Source organism: Burkholderia sp. MSMB1072, from assembly GCF_001524725.1.
Classification (GTDB): domain Bacteria; phylum Pseudomonadota; class Gammaproteobacteria; order Burkholderiales; family Burkholderiaceae; genus Burkholderia.
The window spans coordinates 115,230-140,877 of record NZ_LOYC01000033.1; the positions used below are offsets into that span (position 1 = coordinate 115,230).

The following is a 25,648-nucleotide window of genomic DNA, read 5'->3' on the forward strand; positions in this document are numbered from 1 at the left end:
CGCAGCATCCCTGCCCGTTCTCTTGCACGCCAACCCATCATTTCGATCATGAGCACGACTGCCGTACCCGAAAAAGCCAAATCCGCCTGGTTCTCCCGGCGCCAACTGATCGCCGCGGGCGTCGTGCTCGCCGTCATCGCGCTCGCCGTGTTCGGCTGGCACTGGTGGACCGTCGGCCGTTTCATCGAGGGCACCGACGACGCGTATGTGCGCGCCGACGTCGTGACCGTCAGCTCGCGCGTGTCGGGCTACGTCACGCAGGTCGCCGTCGACGATAACCAGCCGGTCAAGCGCGGCGACGTGCTCGTGCGGCTCGACGATAGCGACTATCGCGCGAAGGTCGACGATGCGCAGGCCGCCGTCGCGGCGGCCGAGGCGACGCTGCAGGCCGAGCAGGCCGCGGCCGCGACGCTCGACGCCCAGATCGGCCAGCAGCGCAGCCAGATCGCGCAGGCCGACGCCGATGCCACCGCTGCGCGTGCCGAAGCCGCGCGGCGCGATGCCGATGCGACGCGCTACAAGCAACTGCTGGCCGAATCCGCCGCGAGCGGACAGCGCTGGGAGCAGGCCCACGCGGATGCGCTGAAGGCGCGCGCCGAGCTGGCCCGTGCCGGCGCGGCCGTGCGCGTGCAAACCGACCAGCAGACCGTGCTGCAGCGCCGTCGCGAACAGAGCACGGCCGCGATCGCGCAGGCGCGTGCGCGGCTCGCAGCCGCCCAGGCGAAGCTGGCGCTCGCGCAGCTCGATCTCGACCACACGGTGATCCGAGCGACGCGCGACGGCAGCGTCGGCCAGCGCGCGGTGCGGGCGGGCCAGTACGTCGAAGTCGGGATGCCGCTGCTCGCGGTGGTGCCGCTGAGCGACGTGTACGTGGTCGCGAACTTCAAGGAAACGCAGTTGGGCGCGATGCACGACGGCCAGCCCGTCGAGATCGACGTCGACACCTATTCGGGCCACACGCTGCACGGCCGCGTGACCGGCCTGGCGCCGGGCTCGGGCGCGCAATTCGCGCTGCTGCCGCCCGACAACGCGACCGGCAACTTCACGAAGATCGTGCAGCGCATCCCGGTGAAGATCCGCGTCGATGCGCCGCCGGCCGGCGTCGTGCTGCGGCCCGGTATGTCCGTGATCGCGCGCGTCGACACGCGCGGCACGCAGGGGGCCGGCTCGTGAGCGCGACGACCGCGCAGGTTGCGCACGAAGACACCGTTTCGCTTCGCGCGTGGGTCGCCGTGCTCGGCGGCGTGTTCGGTTGCTTCATGGCCGGCATGAACGTGCACGTGACCAATGCGTCGCTGCCCGACATCCGCGGCTCGCTCGGCGCGAGCTTCGAGGAAGGCTCGTGGATCACCACCGCGTACCTGGTCGCCGAGATCGTCGTGATTCCGCTGACCGGCTGGCTCGTGCAGGTGTTTTCTGCGCGACGCGTGCTGCTGGTCGGCGCGACCGGCTTTCTCGCGTTTTCGCTCGCGTGCTCGGTCGCGCCGAGCATCTCGACGATGATCATCGCGCGGGCGTTGCAGGGGGCGTTCGGCGGCGTGCTGATTCCGCTGTCGTTCCAGCTGATCGTCACGGAATTGCCCCCGTCGAAACATCCGCTCGGGATGGCACTGTTCGCGATCGCGAACAACGTCGCGCAGGCGGCGGGGCCGTCGGTCGGCGGCTGGCTGACCGACATGTATTCGTGGCGCTGGATCTTCTATCTGCAGATTCCGCCGGCGATCGCGCTGGTCGCGGCGATCGGCTGGGCGATCCGGCCCGTACCCGTGCAGCTCGGGATGCTGAGGCGCGCCGACTGGTTCGGGATCGCGACGATGGCGGTGGGCCTGAGCGCGCTGCAGATCGTGCTGGAGGAGGGCGGGCGCAAGGACTGGTTCGCGTCGGACCTGATCGTCGAGCTGTCGATCGTCGCGGCGCTCGGGCTGGCCGCTTTCGTCGCGATCGAGCTGCGGCGCAAGGAGCCGTTCATCAACCTGCGGCTGCTCGGCCAGTACAACTTCGGGATCGCGAGCCTGATGCAGTTCCTGTTCGGCGCGGTGGTGTTCGGCGTGGTGTTTCTCGTGCCGAACTATTTTGCCGAGCTGCACGGCTACAGCGCGCGCGACATCGGTCTCGCGATGATTCCGTACGGGCTCGTGCAGTTCGCGATGTCGTTCCTGACGCCGCCTTTGATGCGCCGCACGAGCCCGCGCACGACGATCGTGCTCGGCTTCGTGCTGGTCGCGGCGGGCTGCCTGATGAACATCCACCTCGACGCCGATGCGGCGTCGAACGTGATCGTCCCGTCGTTGATCGTGCGCGGGATCGGGCAGTCGTTCGTCGTGATCGCGCTGGCCGTGATGGCCGTCGACGGGATCGAGAAGGCGCAGCTCGGCTCCGCGTCGGGCGTGTTCAACATGGTCCGCAACGTCGGCGGCGCGATCGGCATCGCGGTGATGAGCCAGATCGTCGTCGAGCGGCAGAAGCTGCATGCGATGCGCATCGGCGAGGCGGTCACGCCGTTTTCCGAAGCGTTCCAGGAACGCATGGCGATGCTCGCGCGGTTGCTTGCCCGCGTGCACGCGCCGCGCGCGGACGTGCTGCCCGGCGGGTCGATCTCCGGCGTGCACGAGCTGGCGCTCGGGCTCGTCAACCAGCGCGTGATGCGCGAGGCGCTGCTGATGGCGTACAGCGATACGTTCCTGATCGCGGGCATCGCGATGATCGGGTGTACGGCGGCGGCGTTCGTGTTGAGAGGGAAGAAGAAAGCGTGACGGCGGGGGCTCGCGACTGGCCGGGCAGGCCTGCGTGCGCGCGGTGCGCCGGCGAGGAGGCGAACGCGCTCGGACCGGTCCGATGGTGGCGAGCGCGAGGCTCTGCAACAATGCACGGTCGGCCACGATGCCCAGTGTTCCGCCGGCCGTGCGCGCGCGGGTTTGTTCCGCAACACGCCACACGCCGCCGGCATGCCCGATCGTTCTCCTGTCCATGCTCCGTATTTCCACGCTGTTCGTCGCCGTCGCACTGTGTTTCGCGGCACTGTCGCCCGCCCATGCGGACGACCGCGCGCGCTGGCCGGCTGTGTCCGACGGCCGACCGCTTGTCGGCGTCCAGGCAAAGATCCAGTCGTTGACGCCCGCCGATGCGCGGCGGATCCGGCAGACCGGCTTCGACTTCGTCCGCTTCGGCGTATGGACCGATCGTCTCGATCGTGCGGACTACCGCCGCCAGATCGACGAGGCTTTCGCGGCGGCGCGCTCGGCTCGTCTGCCGGTGTTGCTGACCCTGCGCACGCTCGCGCCGCTCGGGCCCGCGTTGCGCGACGTGCAACGAGCGGACGGGATGCGCGAAGCGAAGGCGGACCGCGCATCGCTTGCGGCGGCCGGCGCCCGTTTCGCGGGCACGGTGACGCAGCTCGCCGCGCAATACGACCGTGCGCTGGTGGCGATCGAGCTGTGGAACGAACCGGATCTGGGCCGCTATTGGCCGACCGGCGACGTCGTGCATACCTTCCCGCCGTTTGCCGAAGGACTGTGCCGCGGCCTGGCCGCGCGCCGGCCGGACGTTCCGGTCGTCGGCTTCGGCTTCGCGCGGCCGCCGCTGCCCGGCAGCGTGCCCGGCCGTCTGCTGGCTGGCGTGCATGGCGCCGCGCCGGCCTGTCTCGACGCCGTGTCGTACCACGCGTACGGCATGACGCCGATGCAGATCCGCGATGCCGCGCACGGCATCCGCGTACGCTACGGACTGCCGGCGCTCGTGACCGAAGACGGCGCGGCGTCGGTCGGTGTCGATGGCGACGAACGGCAGGCGCAACGCGTGCGTGCGCTGCTCGATGCGCGCACGATGCTCGGCACGCCGCTGCTGTCGGTCTACGAATGGGCCGATACGGCAAATGCAAACGACGCGGCGCAACGCAGCTACGGGCTCGTGCGTGCGGACCGGTCGCCGAAGCCTGCGCTCGATGCCGCCGGCGCGTCGCTGCGCGCGACGCCGTCGCAGCCCTAGCCGGCCGTCAAACCGGGCCGTGCGTGCGGATCGCCCACAGCGCGACGGCGAACGGAGCGACGCTGGACAGGTGTCGCAGGTAGCTGCCGAGATCCGGCTCGAACAGCATCGATACCGCCACATGGCCGAGCAGCAGGCACGCGAGCAGCTCGCCGTTGCGCGGCAGGCCGTGCCCGCCTTCACCGGTACGCTGCGCCGGAACGCGTCGCCATGCGGCGCAGAGAAACAGCGCGACCAGCCCCTGCATCGCGAATCCCTTCGGATCGAACGAGAACAGCACCGGCAGGTTGAGCCGCACGAGCGAATACGCATAGTTGCCCGCGAAGTGGACGAACGAATCGGGCGGAAACGGATTGTAGAAACTCGTGCGCGCGCCGAACGGCGACGCATACACGAGATAGTCGACCGCGAGATCGCGCGGCTGCTGAAGCAGCGTATAGGCGGCATTCGGCAACGCGACGAGCACGGCGACGGCCAGCAGCGCGCCGGCCAGCCTCGGCAGCGTCGACACACGGCGCAACACCCATGCCGCGAGCGCGATCGCGACGATCAGCGCGAAGTAACTGCGGATCGTCGCCGCGTAGCCGAGATACAGCAGCACGGCGATCAGCATGGCACCCACGGTGCCGCGTACGCGTGCAACGGCGAGGACGACGATCGACATCGCGACGACGAGCGTGTCCTTGCTCGCGACGAACAGATTGAAGAACAGGCACGGCGCGATCAGGGCGAGATGGGCGACCAGCGCACCGAGCCGCCGTGTCGCGCGCAACGCGATCCAGATCGTGGCGACGCCCAGCGCGACGACGAACACGGCCGTGCCGGCGCTGCCGAGCGCCTGGTACAGCTTGCCGACCGCATCGAACGACGAGCCGTCGTAGGTCGATCCGCCGCCGATCTGCGTCTGGATCTTGTCCGCGTCGCGGAAGATGAATTCCGGCAGCAGCACGCGGGCGTTCGCATAGATACCGACGTACAGCAGCGCGAGACACGCGGCAATGGCATCGCGCAAGCCGCGGCTCAGCAGCGGACCGCTCGCGATCAGGTTACGCAGCATCGGCCGCTCCGGGCCGGGCGGCGCGGCGCGACACCGGGGCGCGCGACGACACGATCCATACGAGCCACGCGCTCGCCGCGACGCTCGCGACGAGATGCGCGACGGCCGCGCCGATCGCGTGCCCGTCGTGCACGAGCGCGATCGTCATCGGGACGCATGCGAGCGTCAGCGCCGCCATCACGCCGGCGACCACGCGGCCGGCCCGCAACGCGACGGCGGCGGCCCACAGTACGTCGCAGGCGGCGCGCAGTACAAATGACAGCAGCAGGATCGCGAGGATGACGGTCGACGGCAGGTCGCCGCCTTCGTGTGCGAGCCGGAACAGCCACGGATGCACCGTGACGATCGCGAGCGCGGCCGCACCGGTCAGGATCACCGACCCGCGCAGCGCTTGCGCGAGTTCGCCGCGAAATGCCTGCGGTGCGCTTCGCGGGCAGTCGAGCGCGCGCACGAGTCGCGGCGCGGCGACTGCCGCGACGGTGGCCGACGCGATCGTCTGGATCGCGTTCGCGATCGACCACACGAATACGTAGCGGCCGAGTTCGCTCGCGTCGAGCATCGCGGATGCGACGAAACGTTCGAGATACTGCAGCACCGACAGCAGCAGCAACGCGACGAAGAACGGCGCGCCGCTGCGCCAGACCGTCGCGAGCGGCAAGCGCGTGGCCGACAGCGCCGGCATCGCCGGCAGCCGGCGCGCGGTACCCGAGATCAACAGCCAGCCGAGCGCGACGACGAGCATGTCGCCGGCGAGCCAGATCGCGAACACGTCGTCGATCGAGGCGGCCACGCGCGCCGCGAGCGCGGCGACCGCGACGCCGGCCCACGCGCCGGTCCGCACGAACAGCAGCCACGACGCCGCGCGGACACGGTGCAGCGAGAACAGCCACGTGTTGACTTCGAGCGCCGCATGTTCGGCGCACGCGACGAGCATCACCAGCGCGAGCGGCACGTCGGCGAGCGCGCCTTCCCGCGGCAGCCCGAAGAACGCGCCGACCGGCAGCGCGGCCACACCGCACAGCACGGCATAGGCGCCTGCATACAGCACCGACAGCCGCATGCAGGTCCGGATCGCGTCGCGCGGATCGGGGCCGGCGAGCCGGCGGTTGATTTCGGTGCTGAAGCCGAGCCCGAGCACCTTCGACGCAACGACCGACACCGCGAGCGCGACACCATAGACGGCTACCGCATCGAAGCCAAGCGTGCGCGCGACGACGATCGTGAGCACGAATTTCAGCGCGAGTGCGGCGACCCGCAGCGCGAGGCGCGACGATGCGGCCTTCATCGTGCCGCTCCGTCGTGGAGCGCGGCGCGCAGCGCGGCGACGATCCGCTCGCGCTCGCGGCCGAGCCGTGCGATGCCGGTGTCGGTCTGCGTCCAGAAGCGGCGCAGCGCGTCGGGCGCGAACAGCGTGTCGCATACCGCGTTCGCATCGAAATCCGCCGCGTTCGCGACCCACGAGCCTACGCCGAGATCGGCGTAGGCGCCGAACCCCTTGCGCTCGTAGCTCAGGTGATAGGCCGGCACGCCGTGCAGGATCGATTCGAGCGCGCCGTGCAGGCGCACGGATACGACCGCATCGGGCGTGTCCGCGGCGAGCACGTCTTTGAGCGAGCGCGTGTCGTCGAAGCCGCGTTCGCGGTAGTACGCGGCGTCGTCGTTGCCGCGCCCGGTGCTTTGCACGGCGAACGTGATGCGGCAGAACGCGCCGAGCCGTTCGATCAGCGCTTCCGTCTGCGCGTGATAACGCGCGCATTGCACGGCGCTCCATGCGGGCGGACGGCGCAGCACCAGCGCGACGTGTCCGGGACGGGCCGGCGGCACCGGCGCGTGCTTGCGCGGGCCGGCCGCACGGCGGCCGAATTCGAGCACCGCGAGATCGGGCGCGCGCCAGGTGTTCGGGTTGGCGGCGAGCAGGGCCATCGAACGATCGTCGCGCACGAACACGGTGTGGAAGCCCGCGAGCAGCGACGTCAGGTGCCCGGCGAGCATCCCGTTGCCGGCCGCCGGGCCGATGCTCTGCGGCAGGTAGACGGCCGGCTTGCGCGCCGCGCGGGCCGCACGCATCTGCACGAGGTGCCCGGCTTCGAGCTTGAGCGCCTCGACGCTGTTGCGCGCGCGCAGGTAGCCGCCGCCGACGCCGACGATCAGGTCGGCCTGCTTCAGCAGGCCACGCAGATCGGCCAGTGCCGGATTGGCGCCGACGGGCAACGCCGCCATCGCCGCGCCGATCAGCCGCCCGGCGCCGCCGGCGGCGAGCACGGGCGCGGGGTGCACGTCCGGACGATCGGCAAACGATGCAGGATCGGCCGCGACGACGGACACGCGCGTGTCGGCGCCGAACGCGCCGCGCAGCAGCGCGACCGACAGCTCGACGAGCAGCCCGTCGCCGGAGTTGCGTGCGCTGTAGGCGTGCAGCAACGCCACGTGAACGGGGCGGCTCATCATGCGTTCTCCCGGAGCAGGTCGCGATAGACGGCGAGCGTGCGATCGACCATCGCGTCCGCCGAGAAATGGGGGTAGGCGCGGGCGCACTGATCGCGCATCAGCCGGTGGGCGGCCGGATGCTCGACGAGCCGGCCGACCATCGACGCGAACGCGGCCGGATCGTCTCTGTTCGATACCGTCAGCCCGACGTGATGTTCGGCGATCAGTTCGGTCGCGCCCGACACCTGCGTGGCGACGATCGGCACCTGCGCGGCGACGGCTTCGAGGCACACGTACGGAAAACCTTCGTAGCGGCTCGGCAGCGCGAGCAGGTCGAACGCGGAGAAGTAGCGGCGCGCTGCGTCGACGCGGCCCGCGATGCGCAGGTTTGCCGGCAGGTCATGAGCTTCGTCGCCCGCGGCACGGTCGAAATCGCCGGAGCCGATCGCGACGACCTGCACGCGGTTGCCGAAGCGCGCGTCCAGCACGCGTGCGATCCGCACGAGCCGGTCGACACCCTTCTGGTGATCGAAGCGCCCGACGAATCCGACGACGAACGGGTGATCGGCCAGCCCGAGCGCGCTGCGCGCTGCCTGGCGGTCGAGCAGCGTCGGCGGCGTGACGCCGTTCTCGACGAGCCGGATGCGGTCCCGCGCGATGCCGAGCGCATGCAGGTGATCGGCTTCGTCCCGAGACACGGCGATCACCGCATCCGAGCACGCGTTGCCGAGCACGCGCTCGATGCCGCCGTAGAACGCGCGCTTCGCGGGCGGCAGCGTCGGGTTCAGCGTATAGACCGCGTGCGGCGTGTAGACCTGCTTCCACGGCCCGCGGCACAGGCGCGCAAGCGCGCCGGCCTTCGAGCTGTGGCTGTGCACGATGTCGGGCCGGATCTTGCGCAACAGCCGGCGCAGCGCGAGCACCCCGCGCAGGTCGTGTGCGCCGACCGCACGCCGCAGCGGCAGCCGATGGAACGTCTTGCACTGCGCGGCCGCACTGGCCAGCATCGCGTCGTCGAAGCGCTCGCCGAGCGGCGCGATCAGGTGGATTTCCGCGTGTCCGCGGGCGTGCAGCCCGGCGATCAGGTCGGTCAGGTGCACGGCGACGCCGCCGCCGGCCGCTTCGACGACGAGCGCGATGCGCAACGGCGGCGCAACGGTTGCCGAGGGCGCGGGCTCGTTCGTGTCGGGATGATGTGCCGCGCGCTCGTCGAGTGAAGGCGCGAATGCGATGTCGCTCATGCGGACCTCCGCAGCAGACGTTGAAGTGCCGCACGCAGGCGGGCGAGATGCGTACACCGTTGCGTGTCGCACGTGTAGCGGTAGGCCTCGTAGCGATAGCCGCCGTATTTCGAGCCGAAGGCCGATGCGCCCGAGCGCGGATCGAGGCCGTTCAGCACGACGCCGGGCAGTGCGCCGGGCCGCTGCGGCAGGCGTTTCGCGGCTTCGACGAGCTCGCCGGCTCGCGTCGAGCCCGCCCGGGCGACGAGCAGCGTCGCGTCGGCATGGGCGCCGAGCCAGGTCGAATCGGTGGCGGCGAGCAGCGGGGCGGAATCGACGATGACGAGGTCGTAGCACGCGCGCAGCGACGCGAGCAGCGCGCCGAGGCTCGCCTGCTGCAGCAACGCGGTCGGCGCGCTCGGCAGTTCGCCGGTCGGCAGGAAGTCGAGGTTCGCCGCGACGTTGCGCCGGATGACGTCGTTGGCGCTCGCGTGGCCGCCGAGCAGCGCCGCGAAGCCCGCGCCGCGTTCGAGCCCGAAGTACTGGTGCAGATAGCCCTTGCGCAGATCGCCGTCGATCAGCAGCACGCGCCGGCCGCTCGCCGCATGCACGGCCGCGAGGTTGACCGACACGAACGACTTGCCGGTGCCGGGCGCGGGGCCCGTGACCAGCACGAGCGGATGCGCGTGATCGGCGAGCGCGAAGTGCAGCGCGGTCTGCAGGCTGCGCAGCCCTTCGATCGCCGGTTCGTACGGGTCGTCGTACGCGAGCACGTGCAGGCCCGCGTCGTGTCGTTCGATCGCGCGCATCAACTTGCGCTGGCCGGCGGCGGCGGGCAGCACCGCGCGCACCGGCAGCGACGTGTGGCGCTCGATCTCGTCGACGGCGGTCAGCCCGCCGTACAGGAATTCGCGCGCGAACGCGGCGATCAGCCCGAGCGCGAGCCCTGCCAGCGCGGCGGCGGCGATCACGACCGGCCGGTTCGGACGCACCGGGTCGGCCGGCGCGACGGCCGCATCGACCACGCGCACGCTCGCCGTCCTGCCGGCCTGCACGAGCTCGAGTTGCTGGGTGTTGTTCAGCAGCGCGGTGTACAGGTCCGCATTCACCTTCACGTCGAGCCGGGCGCGCACTTCCTCGCTTTGCTGCGCGGGCAGCCGCGCGATGCGCGAGTCGAGCGCACCTTGCTGGCGCTTCAACGTCGTGAGCTGCGCATCGAGCGCGGCCATGTCGGGGTGCGTCGGCAGGAAGCGGCGCGACAGCTCGTCGCGCTTCTGCTGCAGTTCGAGCATGCGCGTCTGCAGATCTGCGCCTTGCTGAAGGACGACCTTGCCTTCCTCCTCGAGATCGACCGAGCCGGTACGGCTGCGCAGGTTCGCGTAGCGCGTTTCCGCGCGCTCGAGCTGCCCTTTCACGATCGGCAGCTGTTCGTTCAGGAACGCGAGCGATTGCGCGGCCTCGGCCGTGCGGCGTGCGATGTTTTGTTCGACATAACGATTCGCGATCGCGTTGAGCGTCGCGCTGATGTCGACGGGATCGTCGCCGCGCAACGACGCGACGAGCACGCCCGATTGCTTTACCTTTTCCTGGACGTCGAGCGCGGTGCGCAGCGTGTCGATCGTTTCCGCGCGCGAACGACGGACGAGCTTGAAGCGCGTGCCGGGCAGCGCGTCGAAGCCCGTGATGTCGACGTGCAGCGGGCCGTAGCGCGTGTCGAAGGTTTCCGCGCGGCCGATCGTGCCGACCGCATCGGCCTTCATGTCGGCGCCGGTGAGCCGGTAGCGCGTGTCGTCGAGCCGCACGACGTGGAACATGTCGCCTTCCGCGCGCGTCGGTACGTCGAAGCGCGCGACATCGATCCGCTCCTGCCCCCATGCATAGCCGCCGAAGCCGAACAAACCCGGCTTCACCACGTCGTCGTTGAAGCGTGCGACGAACGCGCCGATCACCGGCACACGTGCGGGCGTCGCAACGATGTAGGCGCGCAGGTCTTCCACCGCACGCGTGACGACGAGCCGCGACGACAGGATCTGCGCCTCGGCCGACGCGGGCGACGCGACGTTGAAGAACGACGCGGCGTCGCCGAGCAGGTTCTTCGACGCGGCATCGGTCGCGTCGTCGGTCTGGATCATCAGGTCGGCCTGGTAGGTCGGCGGCGCGACGAACGCATACAGCGCGCCGGCGGCGACGCAGGCCGCCGTGATCGACGCGATCGTCCAGCGCGCGTGGCGCAGCACGTCGAGCACGCGGATCAGGTCGATCTCGCGTTCGGGGGAAGCGGAACTCGTCATGATCGGGATTCGGAGAAAGAGGCGGTGATGTGCGGCCAGCGCGTGGTGAGCCGCGGCAGCCAGCTGCCGACCGCGAGGTCGATCAGCACCGCGCAGCGCACGAAGTCGTCGCGCGTGCCGCGGTAGGGGTCGGGGATATCGAGGCCGAGCGGCGCACCGTCGGCGATCCGCGCGTATTCGCCGAGACGGAATACGCGACCGCGCAGGAACGGATGACGCGCTTCGAGCATGTGGCGCTGTGCGTGGTCCATCACGAAGATCAGCGCGGCCTGGGCGCACAGCGCGGCCGTCACGGGGCGGGCGGCGTGCGCATCGAGGTTCAGCCCGCGAGCACGGGCCATGTCGCGGGCCAGCGGATCGGCAGGGCGTCCCGCCGGCGGCGCGAGACCGGCCGATCCGACGTGCGCGTGCGGCAGCTTCGCCGCGAGCAGGGCGGCCGCGAGCGGGCTGCGACACACGTTGCCTTCGCAGACGACGAGCAGGAACGGAGGCGTGTTCGTGATCATTTCGTGGCGATCCCGGCGGCGACGCCCGTGTTCACGCTCGGCAGCAGCAGGCTCAGCACGCGGCTGATGCGGACGAGCCCGTTGCCGTCGACGTAGACGATGTCCTTCGGCTCCAGCTCGAACTGGTTCGCGAGCACCATCGCGACGGGCGAGCGCGCATCGAGATGGAACACCGTCGGCGTGCTGCCTTGCGCGCCGCGGATCACGAACATCTGCGCGGCGTCGGCGGTATTGGAATTGATGCTGCCGGCCTGCAGCAGCGCGTCGCTCAACGTGAGGCGGCCGTCGCGCTTCGGCAGCGCGAGCATCGGTCGGTTCACCTCGCCCATCACGTACACGCCGTTGCTGTCGCGCGCGCCGATGCGCAGCAGATCGCCGCTGCGCAGCACGATGCGCGACGGATCGCGATGGCGCTCGATCAGGCGCGCGAGGTCGATGCGCACGGGTGTGCCGTCGCGCACGATCGTCACGTCGCTCTGGTCGGCGCCGGGCGTGAAGCCGCCGGCGCGCGCGATCGCGTCGGCGAGCGTCATCGGCACGTCGTTGACGGGCAGTGCACCCGGCGTGTGAACCTCGCCGTCGACGTACACCTGCTGCGAACGGAACGACGCGACGCGCAACGTGACCTGCGGGTCGCGGTAGATCTTGCCGAGCGCCTGCTTCACGCGCGCCTGCGCGTCGGCGGCGGTCAGGCCGGCGACCTTCAATACACCGGCATACGGGAACGTCAGGTTGCCGCGATCGTCGACGACGAAGCCGGCGACCGGGTCGGCCGCGCGCGGCGGAGTCTGCTGGGCGCCGCCTTGTGCTGCGGCAAGCTCCGGATGATCCCAGACGGTGATCTGCAGCACGTCGCCCGGGCCGATCCGGTAGGCCGACGGCGCACGCGATGCGGCCGGCGTGTCGAACGACGCCGCGGCCGCATCGCGGGCCGCGCGCTGGCGCGCGATCAGCGACGGATCGATGTCGACGATCGGCGGCGTGGCGGCGGAATCGACGCTCGCCGACTGCGCGCGAACCGGCGTGCCGGCCATGGTCGATGCGGCAGCGGCGCGGGCTTCGGCCGCGCGCGAGTCGCCAGCCGCAGGCGCGGGCGTGCCGGCATCCGGCGCGTCGGCGAGCCAGCCGAGATACGACGTGTTCATCTTCATGCCGGGCGCGAACGCGCATCCGGACAGCCCTACGCAGGCAGTCAGGACGAGCGCGAGCGCACCGCGGCGGCTCGCAGCCGCCGATGCGATCGAGGGTGTCATGAGTTCCTTCCAGTTGCGCCGCGCGTCGGGAGACGGCGGCGCGGGAGCGGGTCTGCCGAAGCAGGCGCCGCCGGGTCAATCGAAGCAGCCGCGGCGACGATGCCGCCGCGGCGAACGGCGTGCGCCGCTCAGTACGCGTTGGGATGCACGATCCCTTTCAGCACCGTCGCGCCGATGATGCGCAGGTCGAGCGCGAACGACCAGTTGCGCAGGTAGTACAGGTCGTACTCGACGCGCGAGCGCATGCTTTCGAGCTGCTCGGTCGCGCCGCGCAGCCCGTTGACCTGCGCCCAGCCGGTAATGCCCGGCTTGATCCGGTAGCGATGGATGTATCCGTCGACGAGCGTGCGGTACTGCGCGTCGTGTTCCACCGCGTGCGGACGCGGGCCGACCACCGACATGTCGCCGAACAGCACGTTGATGAACTGCGGCAGTTCGTCGAGGCTCGTGCGGCGCAGGAACGCACCGACCTTCGTCACGCGAGGGTCGTTGCGGGTCGCCTGCTCGACCTTGCCCGGCTGCCCGACGTGCACGCGCATCGTGCGGAACTTGTAGATGTCGAACGTGCGGCCGTCGCCGCCGCGCCGTTTCTGCGTAAACATCACCGGGCCCGGCGAGCTCAGCTTGATCGCCACGGCAATGACGAGCAGCAGCGGCATCGACACGACCAGCACGGCAGCCGCGAACACGCGATCGAAGACGGCCTTCACGCACAGCGCGCCGCGCGACAGCGGCGGGGCCGCGAGCGAGATCGCCGGTTCGCCGAGGATTTCGTCGACCTGGCTGCCGAACAGCGCGTGATGGCTCACGTCGGGCATCAGGCGCAGCTCGACGAAGTCGTTGCGGAACTCGTCGATCACGCGCGTGACCGCGGCGTCTTCCGCGAGCGGCAGCGCGATCCACACTTCGTTCGCGCGCTGGCGGCGCGCGCAGGCGGCGAACGATGCGAGATCGGTCGTGACGAGCGCGTCGCCCGCGAGCGTCATGGCGCGACCGGCCGTGCAATACGCGCTGACGAGCCGGTAGCGCGTATCGCCGGCCGCATCGAGCGACGCGACGAGCCGCGCGATGCGCTCGCCGCTGCCGACGACCGCGATGCGGGCGGGCGTCGCCGGCACGCGCAGGCTGCGACGGCGCGCGATGCTCAGCGCGATCCGGAACACGATCAGCACGATCCCGACCTCGACCGTCCAGTCGAAGAACCACGTCAGCATCACCACCGTCGCGGCGGTCAGCGCGATCATCTTCAGGAACACGAAACCCTGCACGACGAGCCACAGCGCGAGCGTGCGCACCGCATAGCGCGTCGCGGGGCGCGGCCGGCCGTCGAGGCCGATGCCCGCCAGGCGGAGCAGGAACGTCGCGAGCAGCGCGCTGGCGCCGATCAGCAGCCATTCGGTCGCGAGCGCGTCGAGATTCCACAGCGAACCGTGATGCGTGAGTACCGCGATCGCGACGATCGCCGCGACATCGACCATGCAGACGACGATCTCGCCGCGCGGCCCGTGCTTCTTGTTCATTTCATCCGCCATCCTTGCCACCGCTCACCGCCGGAATGGCGGTGCGCCCGCGTTCGTGCAACGCTCCGCAGTGTGCTGCCCGGCGCGTTGCACGGTGCTTTCGGGCAGTACGGCGAGTCTAGGAGCGATGGCGGGGCGAGACCATCGGACTGCGGGTGATCTGCGGAGGCACTTCCATCGGACTGCGCCCTATCGGGCTAGGACTCGTTCCCGATGGTGTCAGGGATTGTCAAACCGCCTGTGGACAGGTAACAAGTACGCGCTCTCGGAACGCTGTGGCGAGAGCATCGACGACGGCAGCGCTCGGCGCGGTGTCGTCGTGCCGCCATGGACTCGTCGAGCCCGTATGCGATCGCTTCGCCGAGTTCGGTGAAAGTACCGGAGTGCACGTAGTCGGCGCGCTGGCGATGCAGAGGCTGTAGTCCATGACGAATCTCCCGTCGGGATGGCGACCGTCAGCCGGCCAGGCGGCGAAGATCGGCGGCGACCGCATCCATGACCGGCCGCCAGTCCCCGAACGTCCTCTGCCGATACAGCGACACGCTCGGGTAGAACCGGCTGTCGCGGCGATCGTGCTGCCAGACCCAGTGCGGGTTCGCATCGAGCAGCACCCACGTGCGCTGGCTGAGCGCGCCGCTCAGGTGCGCTGCCGACGTGCAGACGGTGATCACGAGATCGAGGGCGCCGACGAATGCGGCGGTGTCGTCGATCGTTCGCCAATCGCGCGTGCAGTCGTTCACGACGAAGCCGGCCGAGCGCGCGGCTTCGATGTCGTGTTGCGCGCCCGGTTGCAGCGAGTAGAACGCGACGTTCTGCTGCAGGCCGCCGAGCGCTTCGGCATAGCGTTCAAGGCCGACGCGGCGAAAGCGGTTGCGCTGGTGCGAGAGACTACCCGTCCACGCGAGGCCGACCTTCAGCCGCTTTTCGCACGCCAGCGCCGTGCGCCACGCGTCGGTGGCCGCCGCGTCGGCGTGGAGGTACGGCGCCGTCGTGGCGAGCGCGTCGCCGTCCAGGCCGAGCAGGCCCGGAATGCTCATCAGCGGCAGCTCGACGTCGAACGCGGGCAGATCCTCGATGCGCGTGGTCGTATCGAACACGTCGACATGCTTTGCCAGGCTGCGCCCGAACAGGTCGCCCATCACCGGAAACGCATTCCACACGATCCGGCCGCCTTCGCGATGCACGCGTTCGGCGAGCAGCGGCACGTAGCGGCTGAACTGCAGCGCGTCGCCGAGACCTTGTTCGCCCCACACGAGCAGCGTCTTGCCTTTCAACGATTCGCCGCGCCAGCGCGGCCCGGGAAACACCGGCAGTTTGCCGCGCAGTTCGGCCGAACCTTCCCAGCGCGCTTCGTAATGCGGCCAGCCCGACGCGAAGTCGCCGCGCGCAAGCTGGAGCAGCGACAGATTGTGGCGATACGTCGGGTTGTGCGGCGCGAGTTCGACGGCGCGTTGCGCGTGCGCTTCGGCCTGCCCCCACCATTGCGCTTCCTTCATCGCCGTCGCGGCGTTGTTCACGGCCAGCGCGCTGTCGGGCGCGAGCGCGACCGCACGGGTGGCCGCGTGCAACGCGCCGTCGAGATCGAAACGGTCGATGCGCGTGATGACCGCGTTGGTCCACGCACGCGCGTCGTCGGGGTCGTCGTCGAGCGCGCCCTCGATGAGCGCGAATTCCAGATCGGGATCGCCATCCGTCAGTCGGATCGCGAGTGCGAGATTGTTCTTCAGCGACGGCCACGCGGGCGCGAGTTCGAGCGTGCGGCGATAGGGCGCGATCGCGTCCGCGTGGCGTCCCGCCATCTGCATCGCATAGCCGCAGTTGAATGCCGCTGCAGGCGATGCCGGGCGCAGGTCCCAATGCGCGGCGGCCAGTTGGGCGGCGCTCGGTTTCACCGCGATCGATCAGCGTTTGCGTGGCGGTGGCGACGGCGGCGTCGTCGATATCGAGTGAGGCGGCATCGGCCGACGTGGCGAACATCGTGTCGTCGGTATCGGCGAGCGTGGGCGTATCGTCGGGCGTGATCTGCATGTCGGGGCTCCGGAGGGCCGGCCGCGTGTCGAGGCAGCGGCCGGTAGCGGGGTTTGCCGTGGGGCGCCGATGGCTTGTACGCATGGGCACAAGCGGCGTGGCGCCGGCTTGACGTCCACTTTAAGGACCCGCACCCGCCAACTGAATAAGACCAGTCCGAATCGATGGAGCTGCGCGCAGCGTCCCCGGTGACGAACGCGCCTTTCGGTCACGGTTGTAGTCCCAGTCCTATTTTGGGGCGAGGCGCTCGCCAATAAGACTCGTCTGATAGAGATTGCGTGCGGCGATCTTTGTAATACGCAGTATTCCGGCCGACGTCGTTCGGCAGCTATCAGACAGGGAGTACTGACGATGAGCGCAGCAGATTTTCTGGTGAAAGGCACCGTGATCGGGATGGTCGCGAGCGCAGCCACGGTCGGGATGGTCCATGTGGTGGTCGAGTTCGGCACGCGCTGGTCGTCGAGCGGCATGGTCGTGACGATGGCGACCGCATTGCTGATGGCGATGTTGCTGCTCGTGCCGCCGCTCGTCACCGCGTGGCGCAACCGCGACGATGTGGTCGATCCTTTCTACGAGCCGGCGGCATTGAAGCCGATGCTGCAAGGGCGGACGATCGGCATCGTCGTCGGCATTGTGTTCGGTATTTCGATCGTGACGGGGTGGTGACGATGTCGATGCCCGTTACCGACATGGCCGATGCGGCCGTGACACCCGCATGCGCTCCCGCGATCGATGTGCCGTCCGTATGCAAGACGCTTCGCGTGATTTCGCTCCGGGGCGAGCGTGGCCGCCGCGATGCATTTCGTGCGAACAATCCGGCGCTCGCATTCGAATTCGTCGATGCGATCGACGGCCGCGCGCTGTCGGATGACGATATCGCACGAAGCGGCCTGTTCGCGCCGGCGTTGCCGTACACGCGCGGCGCGATCGGCATCGCGATGACCACGCACCGCCTGTGGACCGACATCGCCGCGGGCAATGAACTCGTCACGATCGTCGAAGACGACGCGATCTTTCGCCCCGACTTCGACGAGACGGCGATACAGTTCCTTGCCGCGCACGCGGGCCGCTACGACTTCGTCGCGTGGGGCTACAACTTCGATTCGATCCTGCGCGGCGCGATCTTCAACAGCCGCACGCCGGTGACGATGCGCTTCGACGAAGCGGCGCTCGCGCAGGCCGTCGACGATTTCCGTACCGACTGCGGCCCCGTGCTCGTGATGGACCTGCTCGAGTTCTACGGGATCTGCGCGTACACGATCTCGCCGGCCGGTGCGCGCTTTCTGCTCGACCGTTGCTTTCCGCTGCAACCGGAGACGCTGTACTCGCACGGGCTCGGACGCACGCTGCCGAACTACGGAATCGACGTCGCGATGAACAAGTTCCATGGCGCGATGCGCAGCGTCGCCGCATTTCCGCCCCTCGCCGTGACGATGAACGCACGCGCGACGTCGACGATTCAACGGTGACATCGTGCGGAATAGGACCAGGCCGATTGTGCGGACGCCGTATGCGCTTCGACAATGCGAGGGTCGGGCGGCTGCATGGTACGCGCCCGATACCTCGTATCCGAAGCCATGCTTCGTTGGACGCGCTGCCCGTTCGTCGGGCAGCGTATTTTTCTCCGAGCGTGATCGAAGCGAGCGATGCCTTCGACACCCGCAAAGCCGGACGGGCACACGTGAATGCCTTGCGGCGACCGGTGGGCTCGGTCGCGTCTGCACCATTTGGGTCGCAGGTTGGGACAACGCTGCCTCATGCGAGCGCAGGGCATTCATCTTTGTCTTTCTGTCCGTCGATCGTCGGCGCCTCGCCGACGGCGGCGGCTCTGCTCCGCAACGCGCGGCCGGCTTCGACCGGTTCGCGCGTCAGGTCCGGCCGTGGCGCGATCGCGCGCGGCCTGTCAGGCACCGACGCGCTCGGCTGTCCGCGGCGAAGCTGCCGCATTTCCTCCAGGCCGCCATCGCGTGCGGCCTCTCCCTCCATCGATGAAGGAATCGTCATGAAGCAGCATCACCTTTCCATTGTTTCCACGCTGATCGCACTCGCGTGCGCCTGCGGCGCCCCTGTCGCACGCGCCGCAGGCACGAAAACCGAAACGCCGCTGCCGCCGGGCGTCGAAGCGGTCGTCAACGACACGCCCATCGCGCGCAGCGATGTGGACGTCCTGATCCACCAGTGGGGTCAGGACGATACGCCGGCGCTGCGGGAGCGGGCCAGGCGCGAGCTGATCGCCCAGCAACTGGTCGAGCAGGCGGCGGAAAAGGCCAACTACGGCAGCCGCCCCGAAGTGAACCGTGTCGTGATGCGTGCGCGCACGGTCGCGGCGACGGATCTCTACCTGCACGACAACCTGCATCCGCAGGCCGTGACCGATGCGCAGGTGAAGGCGCGTTACGACGACGTCGTCGCGAATGCCGCGCAGTTCGAATATCGTGCGGACGTGATCGCCGTGGCCGATCCGGCCGAAGTGAACGCGCTGGTCGCGGAGCTGAAGCAGGGCGCTGCGTTCGATGCGGTGGCGAAGAAGTACAACACGACGCCGAACGGCGGTGTCGCGCAGTGGGTCGAGTTGCGCACGCCGGTGGCCGAAGGGAAGACGGGCGGTTTGCCGCTGCCGCTCGCGCAGGCGATCACGTCGCTGCAGCCGGGTGCTGTCGCAGGCCCGATCCGGATCGGCAATGCGTTCGCGATCGTGAAACTCGACGAGAAGCGGGCGACCGTCGTGCCGACCTTCGAAGCGGCGAAGAACGTGCTGCGTCAGCAACTGGAAGCGCAGGCGCAGCAGCGCGCGATGACGGCGCTGGTGGACAAGCTGGCCGCGCAGGCGACGATTCAGCAGTAAGCGACGCCTGGACGCGCACAGAATCAGCCCGGTCTGATTGGCTGTAACGATCGTTCACGTTAAATTGAACGAGTGTGGTGCCGGAGCCGCTTCGGTGGCGGCCGTTGGGCCCGGCCGTCGTCATGCTATGTGTTTGATAGCACCTACTCCTAACGCTGCCTCATGCGAGCGCCGACGCGCTTCCGGCCGCCACACACTTCTTCAAGCCTGCGTCGCAGGCCGTCGGATCGACACCGCGCCCCCCCAAGCCAGGATTTTCCCCCCGGCTGCACCACGATCCCCACATGCTGGCCCAACGACGCCAGCGTCGACACCGTTCGATCCAGCGTCACGTCCCGAAGCTGCTCGCGCCGCTCGGGCGTGACCGCCGGACGCGCCATCTCGACGAGTGCCGCGGCCTCGATCCATCGACCGGATAGTTCCATCCACGGATGCACGACGGGCGGCGCCATGTCGGCGAACCGGATGTGCGGAACGATACGACGGGATTGAAGAGACGATAGACGGGAACCGAAACGATTACGGAAGTACATCGATGCGTTGTGATTCGCGCCAGCCATGCTCGACTCCTGGGTTGAGTTGGTTGTGGCCAGCGGCCCGTGGGTGCTGTTTCACCTTCGGGCCGCGCTCGTTTACGCACCGGAATTCGAGCGCTGGTCCATCACCACGTGCATCGTGTGTCGAAGCGGCCGGAGGTTCCTTGCGAAAACGCGCACCGGCACCGGCCGTAGCCGGGAACATTCGGCGTCACGGACCGGTCACATGCGAATTCGTCGGTGTCGTGGCCGTCCGGCCAATGCATCGAATGCTTGCTGCATAACGAATCCCGCGCGATCGCGTCGACTGGCTGCCTCGTCGATTCATTCCCGATGCCGGAAATCGCTTCAATCGACGGCTTCGGTCAGCCTGCCGCACGCCGCGCGAGGATCTCGTTCGCGCTCTGCCGGTAGCGCTCGAACTCCCGCGCGAACGCCGCCGCATCCCCAGCCAGCGCCAGCGCTTCCATCGACGCGCAGAGCCCCGAAATCTCCCGCTCACCGATCATCGCGAACGCACCGCGCATGCTGTGAATCTCCGAGCGCGCGACCTTCAGGTCGCCATCCTGCAACGCCCGCGCGATGGTCGCGCTCGAGCGCTGCGTCGCGTCGACGAGCACCGTATGCAGGTCTTTCGGCAGCGGGCCGGCCGCGCGCGCCGGTGCGGGCGGATACGTCGGCCGTCTCCACGTCCCCGCGTACTTCGCGATCGCCTGTTCGAGCGACTTCAGCGACGTCGGCTTCGTGACGATCTCGTCGATACCCGCTTCCCACGCGAGCCGCAACTCGTCCGGTTCCGCATGCGCGGTCACGGCCAGGATCGGCTGCACGCGCCCGCGCTCGCGCAGCACGCGCGCGAACGCGTACCCGTCGAGGCCGGGCATGTTCAGATCGGTCAGCACGACCGCGTAGTCGTGGCGATCCACCAGATCGAGCGCGTCCGCGACGTTCGACGCGATATCGGCCTGATAGCCGAGTACGTCCAGCTGATCGTGGACGAGCGAACGGTTGACCGGGTTGTCGTCGACGAACAGCACGCGTACGTTCGGCGCATCCTCGCCCGCCACCGCGTGCGCCGCCCCCGGCTGACGGTCGAGCGGCAGCGGCAACGTGACGACGAAGGTCGAGCCGACGCCCGGTACGCTGTTCGCCTCGATGCGCCCGCCCATCGATTCCGCGAGCTTGTAGCTCAGCGCGAGGCCGATGCCCGTGCCGCCGAAGCGGCGCGCGATCGATTCGTCGGCCTGCGCGAACGGCTCGAACACGTGCGCAAGCTGATCGGCCGTCATGCCGATGCCGGAATCGCTGACGCGGATCGTCACGGGCGTCGCGTCGCTCGACGGCGCCGAGACCGACAGCGCCACCGTCCCGCGATCGGTGAACTTGATCGCGTTGCTGACCAGGTTGACGACGATCTGCCGCACGCGCATCGGGTCGCCGATATACCGATGCGTCACTACGGGGTCGACGTCGACGCGCAGCGCGATGCTCTTCGCGCCGGCCACCGGCTCGAACAGGTCCGCCACGTCGCGCATCAGCTCGTCGATCCGGAAACCGGTCGATTCGAGCGTCATCCGGTCGGCCTCGATCTTCGTCATGTCGAGCACGTTGTTGAGCATGTCGAGCAGCATCCGCGCGGCCGACGTGACCGCATGCAGGCGCGGCTTCTGCCGGCTCGGGTCGGGCGCCTTGTCGAGCAGTTCGAGATTGCCGAGCATCGCGTTCAGCGGCGTGCGGATCTCGTGGCTGATCGTCGCGAGGAACGTCGATTTCGCGCGGTTCGCGCTGTCGAGCGCGCGCTCGGCATCGGCGCGCGTCGTGATGTCGGAGAAGCTGCACAGCAGCGCGTCCTTGCCCTTGTAGCGTACGCGCACGAAATTGACGAGCAGGTCGCGCGTGCGACCGTCGGCGAGCGTCACCGGCAATTCGACGTCGAGCTGTACCGGCGACGCGTGCGCGTGCTCGCGGTAGCGCGCCAGCAGCCGCTCGTGCAGCGGTGGATCGCTCGTCTCGTGCTCGTACAGTTCGAGCATCCGGTTGCGCAGCAGCACCTGGCGCGTGTCGGGCGACACGAGACCGATGCCGAACGGCGCCGTCGCGACGATCGTGCGGCTAGTCCGCTCGCTTTCGAACACGCGACGCGAGCGGCGGAACAGCGGCGCGAACACCCGCAGGTCGAACGCGATCACGAGCGTCCACAGCACGATGAGGATGGTCGCGGTCGTCCCGAGTTCGCGCAGCATCGTCGACCAGAGCGCATAGGCGATCGTGTGCCACGAATACGCATAGACGATCGCGTAGCCGGTGTCCGAGATCCGGTCGCTGATCGTGAACACGCCGTGCCGATAGCTTTCGTCGAAATGCACGAGGCCGCGCCGCCAGGTGCCTTCGGCGAGCGCGTGCTGCATTAGCGCCGCGCCGTCCTCCGCGTTGTCGGTGCGGTCGGCATGCAGCAGCACCCGGCCGTTCTCGTCGATCAGCATCGCGACGGCATCGTCCGGCGCGCGTCGCATTCGGTCGGCGATCACGTCGACGTCGAAGTCGCTGACGAAGGTCATGAAATGCCGCTGGCCGTCGAACGCCGGTTCGACGAGCCGGAAGACCGTCTTGCCGGTCAACGGATCGATCGCCGGCGCTTGCCACGCGATCCGGCGCGACAGGCGCCAGTAGCGCGCGATGGCCGGATCGGACCAGTCGGCCACGTCGAAGGCGAGGTGCCGGATCAGCGTATGCGTGTCCGGCACGCCGATGCGTGCGAGCAGGTCCGGATACGGCATCGACGGCGGCGGCGTGATCGCGATCACGTTGCGATCGGGGCTGTACGCGTAGCCGCGCACCGCGCGTCCGGTCTGCCGCTCGGCCGCCGCGACGGAAATCGTCTGACGCTCCATCAACTGTACGTAGCGATCGGTTTCGTGGTTGGCGAGCGCCTCGGGCGACGCGGCCACGAAGATCTCGCTTACGCCGCGCATCGGTGCGAGCAGCACGTGGCCGTCGCGCCGCAGCGCGTCGGACGCCTCGCGCGCATGCGGAGGGTGGCCGTTCCACAGTAGTTCGGCATTGATCACCGCGCGGCGCATCGACGCCTGCTTCGCGTCCATTTCGAGCTGCACGAGCGCCTTGTGCGTCGCGAACAGGTCGCGGCGCTCGGCGATGTAGTCGCGTACCGAGCCGACGAGCAGAATGCCGGCCGCGATCAGGATCACGAGCGACAGCACGACCGCGCCGCCATACAGCGTGAAGCGCTGGTACCGGTTCAGCAGGCTCAGGTCGCGCGCGTCGTCGTCGATCGACGCGAATGGCGCGCTGGCGTCCGTGTGGGACGCGAAGAGATGGCGGATGGGCATGAGACTAAGACTGGTGAATCAATGCGCAAATCGGGAGACGCGCACGGCGCGGACGGCAAGCGCCGCCGCGAGGCCGGGACGCGGACGATATCCGCGAGCCATGCTGGTGGCAGCGCCATGCGTTGCCGGCTCGGGGAACGGGAAAATTATCGGGATAGCGGACGGTCCTGTATGTAGGGCAGTCCGAAACACTCGCGCGCGATGGATAGGACCAGTCCTATTCATGCAATCGGCGGCGCGCTGCGTATATAAAGCTTGCAGTGCGACCGTGTCAAACGGAATCGTTCAAGAGAACGTCGTGCCGCGTCTGGCACGGCCGATTGTCAAGCAACGTCATGTTAGGACTGGGCTTACAAAATAAGTCATCACACGTTCAACCGTCTGATTATCGAAATGACAGGCGATCAATACATTGGCATCTGTGGACGAGGAGCGTCCTTTTCCCTTTTTCTCTACAGAGGCACACAACGTGAACAAGACCTATCGCACCGTCTGGAACGCGACGACGGGTACATGGACCGCAGCAGCCGAAACGGCGCGGATGCACACGAAATCGAAGTCGAATACCGCGATGCGGTCGTCGGTGACGGCGGCGGTGGCGGTAATGGCCGGCGTGGGCGGCGGTGCGATGTCGGCCGATGCGAACGCGCAGGCCGTGACCGGAGGCGGACTCAATTTGTGTTCGAACACGACCGCGGCCAACGGTGTAAGGTACGGGCAGACCTTTGGTGCGCTGAGCAACACGGTAAACGCGAACTGCGGTCCTATCAATATCAGTCTGCCGTCGTATCAGGGGCATGCGCCTTCCTTTATCTTGGGTAACACCGCCACTACGAACGGTGCCACGTCGGGCGTTGCTCCGACAGCGTCGGTAATGGGCAGCACTGACGGCCATCTCGTCTTGTACGGCCAGAACGGGGTTCACGTCAGCGGCCCCGCCGATTTCAACAATAACGTCAACATGACGAACCACCGCATCACGGGGCTGGCTGCAGGGACCGCCGGGACGGATGCCGTTAACCTCAATCAGTTGAATTCGGCGATCGCCGCCGCTGCGACGACGGCGAACCCGTACGTCGTGACCAATACGGGTACGTATGCGGCCGCGACGGCCGCGCGCGCAGGCGGCAGCGCGACGGCGATCGGCGCCAATGCCAACGCGGCCGGTACGTCGGCAGTCGCGCTTGGCGGCAACACGCTTGCTTCTGTACAGAACGCAACGGCGATCGGCACGCTGGCGAGTGCGACCGGAACCGAAAGTACCGCGCTCGGCACGAGCGCGCGCGCATTCGGAAATGGATCCACGGCGTTAGGGCAGGCAGCGTACGTCGACGCCACCAGCACGGGCAGCCTCGCGCTCGGTCAGGGCGCGGCCGTCACGAGAACCAACGCGAATTCGTCGAACATGATTGCGATCGGTGCGAACGCCCGGGCGGGCGACGCGGGCGCGGGGGTCTCGACGGGTGCGATCGCGATCGGTAGCGGCGCGAACGCGGGCGGCAACGGCTCGATCATGATCGGTACGAACACGATGCATTCGGGCTCGAACGCGACGGTCGTCGGTGCGAACTCGAGCGCAATGGGCGGCGGCGCCGGCACGGTGCTGGGTTCGAACAGCTCCGCGTCGGGCAACGCGAGCGTTGTATTGGGCTCAGGTGCGACGGCTAGCGGCGCCAATTCGGTTGCGCTGGGCACGGGCAGCATCGCGAACGCCAACAACACCGTCTCCGTCGGATCAGCAGCGACGCAGCGACGCATCACCAATCTGGCCGCCGGTACGGCGAACACGGATGCCGTCAACGTCGGCCAACTGAATACCGCCTTGTCGACCAAGGCGGATAACACTTACTTCAAGGTCAATTCCACCGCCGCGGCAGCGTCTGCGGCGGGCGCCAACGCGACGGCCGTCGGCCCCACCGCACGGGCGAATGGCCTCAGCAGTATCGCGATGGGCCCCAATGCGCGGGCAGACGGCATTGCCAGTACGGCGATCGGCCCGAATGCCGTGATCGAGGAAGGCGCCAACGCCGCCGGCGGGACGTACAGCGCGCAGAACAGTCTGGCGCTGGGCAATGGCGCACGCGTGTCGGCTACCAGCGGCAATGCGCGCAACAGCATCGCGCTGGGCAACGGCGCCAGTGTCTCGGCGGACAGCGCGGTGGCGATCGGCAATAGCTCCGTGGCCGATGCGGTCAATACGGTATCGGTCGGCAACAGCACCACGCAACGTCGTATCGTGAACGTCGCGGCTGGCACGCAAAGCACGGATGCCGTCAACGTCGGCCAACTGTCCGGCGTAACCAGGGCGCTCGGTGGCGGAGCGGCAGTCGACGGTAGCGGCAAGGTCACGCAGCCGACCTACAACGTTGCCGGAACCGACTACCACAACGTCGGCGACGCACTTGACGCACTGGCCGCGAATGGCGGCAGCGATCCGAACGCCGTGACCTACGACGGCGCGACCAAGGACACGGTCACGCTGAAGGGCGTGGGTGGCACGACGCTGTCGAACGTGAAGGCGGGTGTTGCCGACATGGACGCGGTGAACGTTTCGCAGCTGAAGGATTCGGGCCTGATCGGCGACGACGGCAAGGCTATTGCAGCGGTGACGTACGACCGTAACGCGGACGGCAC

General features: G+C 68.6%; 18 protein-coding genes and 1 pseudogene. 7 read left to right on the top strand and 12 right to left on the bottom strand.

The features are described 5' to 3' along the window. Positions 1-48: 48 nt before the first annotated feature. From WS89_RS17420 to WS89_RS17430, 3 genes are all read left to right on the top strand, one after another. Positions 49-1,173: an HlyD family secretion protein gene (locus WS89_RS17420; protein WP_059792260.1), complete on the top strand. Its 1,125-nt coding sequence runs from the start codon at positions 49-51 to the stop codon at positions 1,171-1,173. After that, positions 1,170-2,753 (top strand): DHA2 family efflux MFS transporter permease subunit, encoded by a 1,584-nt coding sequence (locus WS89_RS17425; protein WP_059503772.1) that lies wholly within the window; start codon positions 1,170-1,172, stop codon positions 2,751-2,753. The genes WS89_RS17420 and WS89_RS17425 overlap by 4 nt, the downstream gene beginning before the upstream one ends. Before the next feature lie 214 nt (positions 2,754-2,967). Next, a complete protein-coding gene (locus WS89_RS17430) occupies positions 2,968-3,984 on the top strand; it encodes a hypothetical protein (protein WP_059792262.1) in 1,017 nt (338 codons plus the stop codon). A gap of 7 nt (positions 3,985-3,991) precedes the next feature. On the opposite strand, the gene WS89_RS17435 is transcribed toward WS89_RS17430, so the two are convergent. From WS89_RS17435 to WS89_RS17475, 9 genes and pseudogenes are all read right to left on the bottom strand, one after another. Next, the gene (locus WS89_RS17435) at positions 3,992-5,041 is read right to left on the bottom strand and encodes a hypothetical protein (RefSeq protein ID WP_059792263.1); all 1,050 of its coding nucleotides are present in this window, start codon (positions 5,039-5,041) and stop codon (positions 3,992-3,994) included. Further along, entirely contained in the window at positions 5,031-6,326 is a 1,296-nt protein-coding gene (locus WS89_RS17440) for a lipopolysaccharide biosynthesis protein (protein ID WP_059792265.1), read from the bottom strand. The genes WS89_RS17435 and WS89_RS17440 overlap by 11 nt, the downstream gene beginning before the upstream one ends. Continuing rightward, positions 6,323-7,486 (bottom strand): polysaccharide pyruvyl transferase family protein, encoded by a 1,164-nt coding sequence (locus WS89_RS17445; protein ID WP_059792305.1) that lies wholly within the window; start codon positions 7,484-7,486, stop codon positions 6,323-6,325. Before WS89_RS17445 ends, WS89_RS17440 begins: the two co-directional genes overlap by 4 nt. Beyond that, positions 7,486-8,709, bottom strand: a complete 1,224-nt coding sequence (locus tag WS89_RS17450) for a glycosyltransferase (RefSeq protein WP_059792267.1) — start codon at positions 8,707-8,709, stop codon at positions 7,486-7,488. The genes WS89_RS17445 and WS89_RS17450 overlap by 1 nt, the downstream gene beginning before the upstream one ends. Further along, the gene (locus tag WS89_RS17455) at positions 8,706-10,979 is read right to left on the bottom strand and encodes a polysaccharide biosynthesis tyrosine autokinase (protein WP_059792269.1); all 2,274 of its coding nucleotides are present in this window, start codon (positions 10,977-10,979) and stop codon (positions 8,706-8,708) included. The genes WS89_RS17450 and WS89_RS17455 overlap by 4 nt, the downstream gene beginning before the upstream one ends. Continuing rightward, the gene (locus WS89_RS17460) at positions 10,976-11,485 is read right to left on the bottom strand and encodes an arsenate reductase/protein-tyrosine-phosphatase family protein (RefSeq protein ID WP_059792272.1); all 510 of its coding nucleotides are present in this window, start codon (positions 11,483-11,485) and stop codon (positions 10,976-10,978) included. Before WS89_RS17460 ends, WS89_RS17455 begins: the two co-directional genes overlap by 4 nt. Beyond that, positions 11,482-12,738 (bottom strand): polysaccharide biosynthesis/export family protein, encoded by a 1,257-nt coding sequence (locus WS89_RS17465; protein WP_059792274.1) that lies wholly within the window; start codon positions 12,736-12,738, stop codon positions 11,482-11,484. Before WS89_RS17465 ends, WS89_RS17460 begins: the two co-directional genes overlap by 4 nt. A gap of 128 nt (positions 12,739-12,866) precedes the next feature. Further along, positions 12,867-14,258 (bottom strand): undecaprenyl-phosphate glucose phosphotransferase, encoded by a 1,392-nt coding sequence (locus tag WS89_RS17470; protein WP_059792307.1) that lies wholly within the window; start codon positions 14,256-14,258, stop codon positions 12,867-12,869. A gap of 455 nt (positions 14,259-14,713) precedes the next feature. After that, positions 14,714-16,286, bottom strand: a pseudogene (locus tag WS89_RS17475) (hypothetical protein). A gap of 351 nt (positions 16,287-16,637) precedes the next feature. Here WS89_RS17475 and WS89_RS17480 point away from each other — a divergent pair. Together WS89_RS17480 and WS89_RS17485 are read left to right on the top strand one after the other, a co-directional pair. Beyond that, a complete protein-coding gene (locus WS89_RS17480) occupies positions 16,638-16,952 on the top strand; it encodes a hypothetical protein (RefSeq protein ID WP_059792276.1) in 315 nt (104 codons plus the stop codon). A gap of 95 nt (positions 16,953-17,047) precedes the next feature. Continuing rightward, positions 17,048-17,755, top strand: a complete 708-nt coding sequence (locus tag WS89_RS17485; protein WP_257128181.1) for a glycosyltransferase family 25 protein — start codon at positions 17,048-17,050, stop codon at positions 17,753-17,755. A 286-nt stretch (positions 17,756-18,041) separates the two neighbouring features. On the opposite strand, the gene WS89_RS17490 is transcribed toward WS89_RS17485, so the two are convergent. Beyond that, positions 18,042-18,290, bottom strand: a complete 249-nt coding sequence (locus WS89_RS17490) for a hypothetical protein (RefSeq protein ID WP_156440565.1) — start codon at positions 18,288-18,290, stop codon at positions 18,042-18,044. Here WS89_RS17490 and WS89_RS17495 point away from each other — a divergent pair. Then, the gene (locus WS89_RS17495) at positions 18,289-19,131 is read left to right on the top strand and encodes a peptidylprolyl isomerase (RefSeq protein WP_059792282.1); all 843 of its coding nucleotides are present in this window, start codon (positions 18,289-18,291) and stop codon (positions 19,129-19,131) included. The genes WS89_RS17490 and WS89_RS17495 overlap by 2 nt on opposite strands. 149 nt (positions 19,132-19,280) lie before the next feature. Here the strand turns inward: WS89_RS17495 and WS89_RS32630 are convergent, their stop codons facing one another. Next, positions 19,281-19,691, bottom strand: coding sequence for an XRE family transcriptional regulator (locus WS89_RS32630; RefSeq protein ID WP_082741889.1), 411 nt, complete (start codon positions 19,689-19,691; stop codon positions 19,281-19,283). A gap of 341 nt (positions 19,692-20,032) precedes the next feature. Continuing rightward, the gene (locus WS89_RS17505; RefSeq protein ID WP_059792285.1) at positions 20,033-23,014 is read right to left on the bottom strand and encodes an ATP-binding protein; all 2,982 of its coding nucleotides are present in this window, start codon (positions 23,012-23,014) and stop codon (positions 20,033-20,035) included. Positions 23,015-23,483: 469 nt separating this feature from the next. Here WS89_RS17505 and WS89_RS17515 point away from each other — a divergent pair. Beyond that, the coding region (locus WS89_RS17515; RefSeq protein ID WP_257128182.1) for a YadA family autotransporter adhesin at positions 23,484-25,648 on the top strand (2,165 nt) is incomplete at its 3' end.